This window comes from Ureibacillus sp. FSL W8-0352, assembly GCF_038004345.1.
Taxonomy (GTDB): Bacteria; Bacillota; Bacilli; order Bacillales_A; family Planococcaceae; genus Ureibacillus; species Ureibacillus thermosphaericus.
Genome location: NZ_JBBOQT010000001.1, coordinates 1,456,931 through 1,469,444 on the forward strand (window position 1 = coordinate 1,456,931; position 12,514 = coordinate 1,469,444).

A 12,514-nucleotide genomic window follows, 5' to 3' on the forward strand; every position below is an offset into this window, starting at 1 on the left:
TTTTAATAACTCAACTTTCGCACACAGATATTGTCAGACATCTCTTGATGTAATTGGGTAAAGACGCAATCCATTCTTGTACTTTACTTTTAAATAATTCCATGTTCAAACAAACATTAGCTTCTGCTAATGTTTGGAAGATCGCTAATAATTGATTCAATGCACTCTCTAGATTCATATCTTTTACATCTTCACATAATAGAAAAAAGAGATTTCCAATCGTTTTAGGATCGTTGTTTTGTCTACGCTCCCACTCTAAGAGTATAAAGCGAGTAAACACAATCGTTGTATGACTAATCAACAGATCATACGAACGACCTTGAAATTCTTTTGCTAGGTTAAGCAATGATTTGGTACACTTGAAAAATGTTTCGATGTCCCAGCGCATCCCGTAAATACGCACAATTTCTTCATCTGAAAGTGTGGTATCTGTACTCAAAATGGCTAACCATTCACTCTTTTTATTGCGGTTACGCACGAATACAATCTTGACTTGTCGTCCTTTTGCAAGATGAACATGGATCGAACCGAGTAGGTCTTTCTTTTCCATGGTACGCTTTGCTTTTTTAAAGAGTTCATCCAGAGTATGGGCTTCACCATCTATGAAATAACGTTGTTTTAGCTGCTTGACCATACCAATGACAAATAAACCTTTATCCGTGATTTTTTCAATCAAAGGCTCATGCGTAAACCAAGTATCCATTAACACATAATCAGCTGTAATTCCTGCATTTAAGGCATGATCCAATAAAGCAGAGACAACGCTTGGCTTATCTTGTTGTGCTTCAAGACGACGCTTGTAGCCGGAAGTGCGTTTATCAATGGATTCATCGACCCCGTTAAGTTGATTTTCCTTTTTCGCTGAACTCAATAAAGCAAAGTCTACAGGTAGAAAAGAATATCCATCAGACCAACCAAGAGTAAGCAACTGAAACCCCTTATAGAATCGTTTCTCTGTATGATCAAATACTCGTGAAAGAAGTTCAACAGACTTGCTTCGGTTGCGTGAAAAGAGTGAATCATCAACAATAAACACCTTCACTCTGTTGTTTGATGTAAGCTTTTTTATACGTCCAGTAAGATCTTGACATAAGGAAAGTAAAAAAGTTCGCCAAGCATAAGTAGATGAATTTAGAAAACGGTAGATCGTATCTTTTTTAGGTAAGTCCACGGCTTTCTTACTTTGAAGTGCTTGAAACCAATTTTTATATTGGAAAACAAGCAAAAAAATAAGACGGAAAATAGATAAGCATGAATAACCAAATCCCTTAGTAATTCTCGCTTTTCTCAAATGTTTGCCTATATTTAATTCAGAAAATCTTCGTTCAAGTTCTTTTGGTAGTTGTGCAAAAGTATCTTTTTTCGTTATCATAATGGTGACACCTTCTTTGGTATTTGGTTTGTTCACCATAATTTTACCAAAAGATAGGTGTCTTTTTCTTTTAAAAAAATAAAATCAATAAAAAACAAGAGAAATAATGAAAGACGATATAAAACAGTCATATCAAGAGTTGCAATAAGATATTACTCTGCGAAAGTTGAGTTAATAATATTAATCAAATTATTGTAAAAACCTACTCTATCAAATTCGATAAATTTATTATCTTTCACACATAATTTCAGATATTCGATTAACATTTGTGTTAACATTTCTTTTTCAACTATTTTTTTCTTTGCTGTACTGACAATAAAGCGATTAATATATTTTAACTCATTCAAATAAAGTAAATTTTCTTTAAATAAGGATAATAAATCACTTATAATTTGTTTGTATGTTTTTGTTAAGCTAAAAATGAGCCGCCAACGCAATTGAAATGAGAGCCACTTTATATCAAAATAGTCCTAACTGTAAATAGTTAGGAGGATATAGAGGTGATTAGTTTGGAGAAAAAGCAATTAGTACTGATTGAGTACTATCAGCACAATATGAGCCAACGTCAAATTGCAGAAAAGCTCAAAATGTCTCGTAATACCGTAAAAAAATACATTGAGCAAGATCTAGTAGCTAGACAACAAGACACAAGGAATTTACCAATCACAGATAATTACGTTACGCCTCCAGCATATAAAAAGCGTAATGGAAAAAAGAGAGCTTTAACAAATACAGTTATGAAACGTATTCGCGAAATGATGAAACAGAACAAAAATAAGCGTGAAGTGAATATGCATAAGCAACAATTAAAGATTATTGATATACATGAAAAACTTTTAGACGAAGGTTTTAAAATTGGCTACACTACGGTTCGCAACTTCGTGAATCGTGAGGAAAAAAAGGAAAAAGAAGTCTTCATTCGTCAAGAGCCAACAGCTGGTCGTGAAATTGAGTTTGATTGGGGAGAAGTAAAATTATTCATTGACGGTAAGCTAAGAAGTCTTTCAATGGCTGTATTTACGTTAGCCTATAGCAATGATCGTTATGCCCGACTCTATGAATCGGAAACAATGGTTTGTGTACAGGATGCACACGTAAAATGTATTGAAGACTTGGGCTTCGTACCGAATGTTTTTACATACGACAATATGCGTACCGTCGTCAAAAACTTTATTGGTTACGACCGCTTTATTACCGACGGTATGAAAAGTTTATCTTTGCATTATCATTTTTAGATTCGACTTTGTCAGCCTCGTAAAGGCAATGAAAAAGGCCACGTAGAGCGAAGTGTAGAATATATACGCCGGAAAGCATTTGCGCACCGTGATACGTTTACTTCTTTAGAAGAGGCACAGGAATATTTAGTTTCGATCATCGAAAAATTAAATCAACGTCCTCATTATTTGAAGGAGAAAACACATCATGAATTGATGTTGGAAGAAAAAGCTGAACGTGCTGGTAGCTTAACAGCTGCACCATTCGATCCGGCAGAATTAGTAGAACTACGTGTGGACAAATATAGTACTGTTACCTATCGGCACAACCGATATTCTGTACCTGAGGGGCATGTAGGAGAATATATTAAGTTAAAAGCTCGTGCTGAGGAAGTGCTTCTGTTTAGTGAAGGTGAATGTATCGCAAAGCATAAACGAAGCTGGCAAGTGCATGTCTGGGTGATGAATATTTACCACTATTTAAACACGCTGCAAAAGAAAAAAGGTGCCTTAGCCCAAAGTGAATGTTTGAGCCAAGCACCAAAACAAATAAAAAATATCTACCAACGTTATTATATCGGAAATGAAAAAGATTTTCTAGAGCTGCTTGTTTATACCAAAGAACGAGATTGCCTAGCAAGAGTATTAGAAGTCATTACTGAACTAGAAAAGAACCCTTTGGTTCAACTAACAACTGAAAAAATCATTTTCTTAGCAGAACAATCAGCGGAAGTACGTACTGTTCTAACTGGCCAAGATGATGTCGCCAGCCAATCCTTAGATAATCTCTCTTCATTAGCAGCGTTATTTCATTCTAAAGGAACAGGAGTGGTTCATTAATGGACAAGCAAAAAGAAATGATTGATATGTGCAAAGAATTACGTTTACCAAGTATTCGTTCTTTACTTGAACAGGAAGTCTTAGTTGAACAATATACATCGCCAGCTGAGTTTCTTTATTTCGCTTTAAACAAGAAATGAAGGATCGTTACGTACGAGCAAAAGCTAACCGAATTCGATTAGCCAATTTTCCAGAGAAAAAACTGTTAGAAGAATTAGATGTAGAGGCACTGCCGCAAAATGCGGCGGTCCGCCTTCCTCATTTGAAAGAGCTAAAGTTTATTCAGGACAAGCAGAATGTGTTATTAATTGGCTCACCTGGTACTGGTAAAACCCATCTTGCGATTGGATTAGGAATCGAGGCCTGTTTAGCAGGCTATAAAGTGTATTTCACGAGTGTAGCCTCACTTGTGAATCAATTAAAGGAAAGCCGTTCTGCAAGAACGTTACGCTCGTTTGAATTGAAATTTGAAAAGTATGATCTAGTCATCATTGACGAACTTGGCTACATTTCGTTCGATAAAGAAGGAGCAGAGCTTCTGTTTACGCACTTATCGTTACGTGCCGGTCGAGCAGCAACGATTATTACAAGTAACCTCACATTTGAACGTTGGGAAGAGGTCTTCCATGATCCAGTTTTAACCTCAGCGTTAACCGATCGACTCACGCATCGTGCGCACATCATTAACATGATTGGTGGATCTTACCGAATTTTAGAAACGAAAGAATGGATGGAACAGAGCAACTTTTAGTGGCTCACATTTTAATTAACAATTGGCTCAAATTTAACTTGCGAAATACACCCCAAATTCGATCTTTAAAAACAGGCTTTAAAAAAATTGGAGACTGCACCACCTTGTTCCACTCCCTTTCTGCAATAATTTCCCCATTATTTATATTAAACAGTTCTTGAAATTTTTTCACCTTTTTTCATTTTTTATACAGAGCTCGCTGAAGAGAAACCTTCAATATCAATCGAGTAGGAGGGAGCGATTAACTCCCGTCCTCTCACACCACCGTACGTACGGTTCCGTATACGGCGGTTCAATTAAGATGATTGACGCAAGTCTTTATATAACTTCCGTGAATAGCTGTTCTCTTTATGCCAGTGGTCACTCCACCCTCCAAGAGGTCTTCCACGGGATTCACCGCTTCCTTCCTCAAGTGAGGTACTACGTTTTCTGTGTTCATCATGACTCACTGAATGCCAAGGGCTATTCTCTCTTAATTGTTCGGTCCTTCTCAGTTGTTCTAGACCAACTAATACTATGACCTCTGCTGACTTCTGACGGTTCAGCTACTTATCACTAAGTAGGTTATGAAGCGTACTTCACCTATCCGCCAGACCTCCCCGGGTAAGTACATGCACTTTCACACCATCTATCCGCCTCATTTACTCGATATGACCTTCGACAGAAAGAGCTTTGTTTTGTTTCGCAAACTCACTCAATCATACCTAGCCTTATATGAGGTTCGTGTTCCTCGGACCGGTGTTTTGCCTCCAGCTTCCTTCAGATTCCGCGTCACCACGGACACCCTTGCTCTTGGCTAACCTCTACTTCTGTCTTCGGGGTTCGGGACTTACACCCTATAGTTCATGTACATGCCGGGCGCACAAACAGAAAAGGATGCCGAATTCTTTCAACATCCTTTTCTTTTTGATTTGTTATCAAATTTTCGGATCACTGTTCGTTAGCATATACAGTGCCAGCCGCCTGACTGGAAACCTGCTCTTCTTGAGAAGCTTTTTCCGGATGAAACTCTCCTTCCATTTTTGACACAACAACTGCTGCGACACCGTTTCCAATTAAATTCGTAATCGCACGGGCTTCTGACATAAATCGGTCAACACCGATGAGAAGAGCAATTCCTTCAACCGGAACCATTGGAAATGCAGCCAAAGTAGCGGCTAATGTAATAAATCCGGAACCAGTCACACCTGCAGCGCCCTTGGAAGTCAGCATTAAAATTCCAAGTAGTGTCAGTTCTTGCCAAATGGTTAAATCGATCCCATATGCCTGTGCAATAAAGATAGCCGCCATTGACAAATAAATCGACGTTCCATCTAGGTTAAAAGAATACCCAGTCGGAACAACAAGACCAACAACAGACTTAGAACATCCGTACTTCTCAAGCTTTTCCATCAATTTTGGCAATGCGGATTCAGAGGAGGAAGTTCCTAACACAAGCAATATTTCTTCCTTTATATATGCGATAAATTTTAGAATGCTGAACCCGTAAAATTTTGTGATCAGTCCCAACACGATCACGATAAATAAGAACATCGTCATGTAGACAGAGGCCATTAATTTTCCTAAAGACACAAGCGATCCCAGACCGAAATTTCCGATTGTATAGGCCATTGCACCAAAAGCCGCAATCGGTGAAATTTTCATAACCATATTTACGATGCCAAAAAAGATATTTGTCAATTGTTCAAACAAATTGATAACAGGTTTTGCTTTTTCCCCTAGTCTTGCCGCTGCTAATCCGAAAAGGACTGCGAAGAATAAAATCGGCAAGAGTTCTCCGTTCGCAAGCGCTCCCACTGCATTTTCTGGCACAATGCTCATGATAAAGTCTAAAGCACCGTGACTTGTTTCCTCTGCTTGTTTCGTATATTGAGAAATATCGCTTCCTTGCACACTATCGGTGTTAAAGCCCTCACCTGGCTTCATAATGTTTACGACAAAGATCCCGATAGCAAGAGCAATCGTCGTAACAATTTCAAAATAGATCAGAGCTTTCCCGCCGATCCTGCCTACTTTTTTCAGATCACCCATCGATCCGATGCCGATGACAACGGTGAAAAATACAATTGGTGCAATCACCATTTTCACTAGTTTAATAAAAATATCTGCCAAAATCTTTAATTTCGCCCCGAACTCAGGGAATAAAAATCCAACTGTAATCCCTAAAATGATACCGATAATAACTTGTACAGTCAGGTTTTTAAAGTTTATTCGCATCTATCTCTCTCCTTTCCCCTTTGATAACGTTTTCAAACGTCCGTACATTTATGTTAATAGAATGTTCAAAAAGTTTTAATATTATGGTTTTATTAATCTTTTTGTTCTTTTTGGTCTCAAAATTAATTTGAATGGCCAAAAATGAGAAAAAATCAGCACCTCCCTAGTCATTCTGGGAAACAAAAGCGGAAACTCTTAATAGATTCATTTTTGCTTTTCAACTACTCCCACTTAAAGTCTAACGAGCTTGACACTCCAAAGAAACGTAAACGGCTTGCTCTCCTTCCTTAACAGAGCTGGTTAACTACTGCCCAACGACTCTCATGCTTCAGTCGTAACTCCAACGATGACCATTTTCATAACCGATTGTCCATTGGTAACCCCAAAAAAATCAAAACACAACGGGCGATAAACCATGAGATCTAGTTTCTTAGAATCATTCATTCGTTTCAAATAGTTACTGCCGATAAGCTGAAAGGTTTTATTTCAGCCATTCCTGTAAAGAAAGTGCAGCCGCTGTGATGTGCATGTACTTTATCTTAACCACCTAATCCTCATTGGGCTATTTCATGAGGTGTATCATGCGTAAAAATGGATGAGAGCGGCGAATATAACACCTCACTGAACAAATTTTTTCTCTCAAATTCCATAAAAAAAGACTGCCGCCTCGCGGACAGTCCATTTTTGCTGAAACGATGGCTAGTTCAGCTTGCTGCATTTCTTATTTCTTTTAATAGCTTTCCATATTTCGCTTCATATTCTTGGTAAAGCGGCACAAATCGTTCCTGCCATTTCTTTCGCTCTTTTTCCGTTAACGTATGAATATGTATATTTGGATTTTGCCTCATTTCTTCAAGCTGTCTTATATTTTGCTGTTTCGATTGCTTCATATTCCAAGCTGTCGTTTCTTCTATTGCTTCCATAATTTGTTTTTGAACGTCTTTAGGTAGCTGATTCCAAAATGTTTCATTGACCATTACGACATATCCTAAATAACCGTGATTGCTAATTGTTACATACGGATGAAATTGATAAAATCTTTTTGAATAAATATTCGAAATTGTGTTTTCTTGTCCGTCAAATGCTTCCTCTTCTAATGATTCATAAACTTGATCAAATGAGAGGGCAATCGGTTCCGCTCCTAACATGTTAAATTGTTTTTTTATGACTTTATTAGGCATGATCCGAAATCTTTGGTCTTTGAAATCATCCGGATTCTTCATAAACATTTGACTATTTACCATTTGTTTGAATCCATTTCCCCAAAAAGCCAGTCCTTTAAATCCTTTCGGTTCTAACATACTGAGCAGCTCTTCGCCAATTTTTCCTGTTAAAACCCTTTCAACATTATCATCGTTTTGAAAAATAAACGGTAAATCTAACACTTCCCATTCCGGAACCAATTCTGCCACGTTTGAATAGGAAGGAGCGATCATTTGCACTTTGCCTTTTCTTAAAGCTTCTATTTCATCTTTATCTGAATATAATGAACCGTTTGGAAACACAATCACTTTTACTCGGCCCTTCGTCTTTTCATCGACCAAATCTGCAAACCTTTGTGCAGCCAAGCCTTTTGGCGTATCCTCCGCCACTACATGGCTGAAATAGATTTTAATTTGCTCTTTTAGCCCCTCTTGCTCATCATCGTAAACCGGTGGATCATTTTGAGATTGTATAATGATATTATAGGAAAATAACGCAAAGGCTAACCCGGCACATACTATAGCCAAATACCTCACGATTTTTTTCTTCATGATTCATCACACCATTTGTTTTTGATCATTTTAACATAAATTATACCAAGCATGCTCTTTCTCTAAAGTAAAGGAAAGTAAATCTGTGATAAAATAAAGCAAGTATGAACGTTTAGCTAAAAGAGGTTGCCTTATGAAGCGATTACCAATCATATGGAAAATAACAGGTTTAATTTTTATTATTGTCTTTTTATCGCTTTTTTTCGGAGGATTATTTATTGTAAACGAATATTTAAACCAAAAAGAAGAAGAGCTTAAACAGCAATCTATATTAGCTGCGAGGACGGTTGCGGCGCTGCCTGAAGTCAGAAACGGGCTCAATGGAAGCATGAAAGATCGCCAGCTGATTCCTTCGATGATTGAACGTCTTCAAATCATTAACGGAACAGAATATATTGTTGTGCTCGATATGGATCGTACCCGCCTTTCCCATCCGGTCAAATCGTTAATCGGAACAAAATCGGAAGGAGAAGATGAGGGTCCTGCCTTTGCCGAACACACATATACGTCAAAAGCAAATGGAGAAATCGGCACTGTTATCCGCGCCTTTGTACCTGTCATGAATAAAGAACATAAACAAGTTGGAGTCGTCATCGCAGCCTATAAGCTTCCAAGCTTATATGAGCTGCTTGCAAATTTAAAATCGCAAATTTTTTCGATTTCTTTTCTTGTCTTACTATTAGGCGGTTTGGGGGCCTGGCTCCTGGCAAGACATATAAAAAAGCAGATGTTTCACTTGGAGCCTTTTGAAATAGCTAAAATGCTAGTTGAACGAACTGAAACATTTAATGCTATGCACGAAGGAGTCATTGCCATTGATAAAAATGAACGTATAACTATTTTTAATGACCGTGCCAAACAAATGATGGGCATTGAAGGAGATGTGATCGGAAAGCCGATTCGCGACGTTATTTCCGACACCCGACTCCCGGAAATATTAGTAATTGACCGTCCTATTTATAACAAAGAATTGCAGGTAAGGAATCTAAGCATTTTAAGCAATCGCATCCCGATCAGAGTGAATAACGAAACGGTCGGAGCTGTCGCCATTTTCCAGGATCGAACTGAAATCAAAAAGCTTGCGGAAGAATTAACCGGAGTGAAAGCTTTTGTCCACGCGCTTCGTGTTCAAAATCATGAACATATGAACAAATTGCACACGATAGCAGGTCTCATTCAGCTTGGACATAAAGAAAAAGCGTTAGAATATGTATTCAAAATAACGGAAGAGCAAGAAGAGCTGACAAACTTTTTAACTGAACATATTAAAGATGAAAGCATATCGGGCCTTTTACTCAGCAAAATCAGCCGGGGCAAAGAGCTCGGAATTAAAGTAGTCATTGACAGAAACAGCCATTTGGAGCGATTTCCAAAAAATATCGATCATAACGACCTGGTGATCATCATTGGGAATTTAATTGAAAATGCTTTTGATGCCTTTCAAGAGTCGACTGATCCTGACAAAGAAATATTCGTCAGCATCGATCAAAATAAAGAAATTTGCACGATATTAGTTGAAGATAACGGTCCAGGCATAGACGATTCTGTATTACCGAACATTTTTGAAAAGGGTTTTTCCACAAAAAACAAGCAAAATCATGGAATAGGCTTATATCTGGTCAAACAAATTGTTGACCGAGCAAACGGTCACATTCAGGTTGAGTCGCAAAAAGGTATGGGAACTACATTTATCATCACATTTGATATGTAAAAAACAAAGGGGGCAAAAAATTTGAACAAAAAAATTAGCGTATTGTTGATTGAAGATGATCCCATGGTTCAAGAGGTGAATAAACAATTTATCCAAAAAGTCGACGGCTTTACTGTGATTGGAATCGCAGGGAACGGAAAAGAAGGCATAGAGCTTGTTCGGGAATTGAAACCTGAACTAGTTATTATAGATATTTACATGCCTAATCAGGATGGATTAGAAACGCTTAAGCAAATCCGGTCAGAGGGTCATTCTGTAGATGTCATTGCGATTACCGCTGCGAGAGATATGGAAACTGTTCGCCGTGTCCTGCAAAACGGCGCTTTTGACTACATTATGAAACCGTTTAAATTTGAACGGCTCCAACAATCGTTAAAAAACTATTTGCTTTATCATAGCCAGCTGAAGGAAAAAGAAAAATTAACGCAAAAAGATGTAGACACTATGTTGTTAAACAATAAATTCAAGAACAAGCCAGAGGATCCAGACCTGCCTAAAGGGTTGAACCAAGTAACACTTGATAAGATCATCCGTTTCCTCCAAAATCAAAAAGAACCGATTTCCACTGAAGAAGTTGCGGAAGGAATCGGTATTGCACGCGTTACTGCACGAAGATATTTAGACTACCTGGCGAAAATCAAAAAAGTCTCAATCCATGTTCAGTATGGCAGCATCGGAAGACCTGTCAATCGATATATGTTTCATTCTGATTAATCTTGGCTAGAGGTGAAAAACAAACGAAAAAACCATTGAGCTGGACCACTTTTCTCATTTTTATATTGCTAGGACAAATAAATGCTATGTTGGCTTTATCAGGGGAACAGTCATTGCACGTTGAATACTAATGGTGTCAATTTTCTCTTATCGGACATTTTGCTTTTTCAATCGGGACACAGAAAGGCTTTCGAACCCACATTATGAGTTCTCAATAACAACGATTATTCTAGAAACAGGTTCAGAATTTTCCGCCGACTTTGCCTTTCAATGCGTTGAATTTTCAACTTTTACCCCTCCTCCCTTGCTTTCCTTCAACCTATTGTCCGCTCTTTATCTGTTCCTTCGCCATTACCATTTTCAACTTTGCTTTTAAATTTTTTACCCCACTTTTTTAGTGGAATAACTGCCTTGTAATGATCCGTTACAAAATGCCCCATGCTAAACAAAGACACGTGATTTTTTTAAGTAAGCGTCGACGTTTTAAATCGGCAAAATATTTCGGTTCTTTGTCAAATGGTGTTGGTGAATAAATTTTAGTGACATTATTTGGTAATATGTAATCGGATGGCTTAGGGGAAATTCGAGGTTCCCCTAAGCTGTTTTTATTTTCGCTAAGTTTTGGGTAATGAATATTCGGTTTCTAAAGTGATAGAAGGATCGATAACCGAAAGAAATGCGTTTAATCACTTTGATTTTGTTATGAATCCCCTCTAAAATGCCGTTATTATAATCGTACTTTAGCGTATTCTCGACATAATTGATGTATTTGTTGATTGTCTTGATGGCGGTTTTCATATAGCTGGAAACGATATTTTGTTTATTCTCTAATGTTTTCTTTAGGAGCTCAAAGTCTTTGGTTTTGATGTAATGTCGAACGTATTGGTATAACTCATAGGACGCTTTTAATTCAGAATCTAAATCAATGAGATAGTGGAGAATCTCCACCTCACACATATGCTTTTTAAAGCAACGATGATATGTATAGTTCTTATAATCAAGTTTTGTTTGATCTTTCAGAAGGAGCTTCCAGTATTTTTTCAATTTATTGTAATTCTTTTTATCCCGATTCATGACGTTGATGCGCGTTTTGTTTAAAGCTCTGCTAAATAGTTGGAGGATATGGAATTTGTCGAGTACGATTTCCGCTTTAGGGAAAACTTCTTGGATTAAGGAAATATAAGGGCTATACATATCGATGACAATCGTTTTTACCGCATCTCTCGCCTTCTTGGAATACCGTAAGAAATACTCTTTGAGGACAGATAATCTCCGGTCCTCCACGATATCCACAATCTCCCCCGTTTCAGAGTCGCAGAAAATAAAGGACATCGCTCCAGCTGCGGATTTCACTGATTTAAACTCATCAAAACACAAATGCTTTGGAAGGTAGTGAACATTTGGTTGATAGTAGCTATAAAAGCTGTCAATGACACGACTGACAGTGGCATGAGAAACATTATGTTTCATCGCAATATCTTTTTCGGATATTTTATCTTTGGCGTTTAAAGCAATCGATACTTTGGTATTGTTGGAAATACAACAGTTTTTAGCCACGACGCTCGTTTTTAAAGTAAACGTGGAATGACAATGTTTACAGAAATAACGCTGTTTACGCAATTTTAAGTAGGTATGAAAACCTGAAATGCTAGGCATTTTAATGAGAGACGTTTTAAAACCGTGTTTAATGATTTGATCATCGAAGACATGTCCACAAGCATAACAAGCTTTTGGTTGATACGTTAACGTCCCATGAAAGACTTTCGCTTTTACTTTTTTGATTGTTTCGGTAGAACAAAAATTTTCATCAAATGTGATATTTTTGTCTTTTATATTGAGTAGGTTTCGTATAGAATGATGGTGAGACATGTGACACAACTCCTTTGGAAAATGTGTTTTGGCGATTACATTTTACCAGAGTTTTGTCACTGTCTCATTTTT

At 37.6% G+C, this 12,514-nt stretch carries 10 protein-coding genes and 2 pseudogenes; 4 read left to right on the forward strand and 8 right to left on the reverse strand.

The window, feature by feature from the left end; genetic code table 11:
* Positions 1-10: 10 nt before the first annotated feature.
* Positions 11-1,372: an IS4 family transposase gene (locus NST98_RS07505; protein ID WP_096550514.1), complete on the reverse strand. Its 1,362-nt coding sequence runs from the start codon at positions 1,370-1,372 to the stop codon at positions 11-13.
* Positions 1,373-1,524: 152 nt separating this feature from the next.
* Positions 1,525-1,809, reverse strand: a complete 285-nt coding sequence (locus NST98_RS07510; protein ID WP_340714801.1) for a hypothetical protein — start codon at positions 1,807-1,809, stop codon at positions 1,525-1,527.
* A gap of 72 nt (positions 1,810-1,881) precedes the next feature.
* On the opposite strand from NST98_RS07510, the pseudogene istA reads away from it, so the two are divergent.
* Together istA and istB are read left to right on the forward strand one after the other, a co-directional pair.
* Positions 1,882-3,426 (forward strand): annotated as a pseudogene (istA, locus tag NST98_RS07515) (IS21 family transposase).
* A pseudogene (istB, locus tag NST98_RS07525) lies at positions 3,426-4,177 on the forward strand (IS21-like element helper ATPase IstB). Before istA ends, istB begins: the two co-directional pseudogenes overlap by 1 nt.
* A 4-nt stretch (positions 4,178-4,181) precedes the next feature.
* Here istB and NST98_RS07530 read toward each other — a convergent pair.
* From NST98_RS07530 to NST98_RS07545, 4 genes are all read right to left on the reverse strand, one after another.
* A complete protein-coding gene (locus NST98_RS07530; RefSeq protein ID WP_340714802.1) occupies positions 4,182-4,349 on the reverse strand; it encodes a hypothetical protein in 168 nt (55 codons plus the stop codon).
* A 120-nt stretch (positions 4,350-4,469) separates the two neighbouring features.
* Positions 4,470-4,619, reverse strand: coding sequence for a hypothetical protein (locus NST98_RS07535; RefSeq protein ID WP_340714173.1), 150 nt, complete (start codon positions 4,617-4,619; stop codon positions 4,470-4,472).
* Positions 4,620-5,107: 488 nt separating this feature from the next.
* The gene (locus NST98_RS07540; protein ID WP_340714803.1) at positions 5,108-6,394 is read right to left on the reverse strand and encodes a dicarboxylate/amino acid:cation symporter; all 1,287 of its coding nucleotides are present in this window, start codon (positions 6,392-6,394) and stop codon (positions 5,108-5,110) included.
* A 704-nt stretch (positions 6,395-7,098) separates the two neighbouring features.
* Complete coding sequence (locus NST98_RS07545; protein ID WP_445684032.1) at positions 7,099-8,148, reverse strand: DctP family TRAP transporter solute-binding subunit; 1,050 nt, start codon at positions 8,146-8,148, stop codon at positions 7,099-7,101.
* 133 nt (positions 8,149-8,281) lie between these two features.
* Here NST98_RS07545 and NST98_RS07550 point away from each other — a divergent pair, with 133 nt between their 5' ends.
* Positions 8,282-9,859 carry a sensor histidine kinase gene (locus NST98_RS07550; RefSeq protein ID WP_340714805.1) on the forward strand — a complete coding sequence of 526 codons (1,578 nt, stop codon included), beginning with the start codon at positions 8,282-8,284 and terminating at the stop codon, positions 9,857-9,859.
* A gap of 21 nt (positions 9,860-9,880) precedes the next feature.
* Positions 9,881-10,573 (forward strand): response regulator, encoded by a 693-nt coding sequence (locus NST98_RS07555; protein ID WP_340714806.1) that lies wholly within the window; start codon positions 9,881-9,883, stop codon positions 10,571-10,573.
* 314 nt (positions 10,574-10,887) lie between these two features.
* On the opposite strand, the gene NST98_RS07560 is transcribed toward NST98_RS07555, so the two are convergent.
* Both NST98_RS07560 and NST98_RS07565 read right to left on the reverse strand, forming a co-directional pair.
* On the reverse strand, positions 10,888-11,013 hold the full coding sequence (locus NST98_RS07560; protein ID WP_340714807.1) for a hypothetical protein: 126 nt from the start codon (positions 11,011-11,013) through the stop codon (positions 10,888-10,890).
* Between the two features lie 154 nt (positions 11,014-11,167).
* The gene (locus NST98_RS07565) at positions 11,168-12,442 is read right to left on the reverse strand and encodes an ISL3 family transposase (protein ID WP_340714808.1); all 1,275 of its coding nucleotides are present in this window, start codon (positions 12,440-12,442) and stop codon (positions 11,168-11,170) included.
* Between the last annotated feature and the right edge of the window lie 72 nt (positions 12,443-12,514).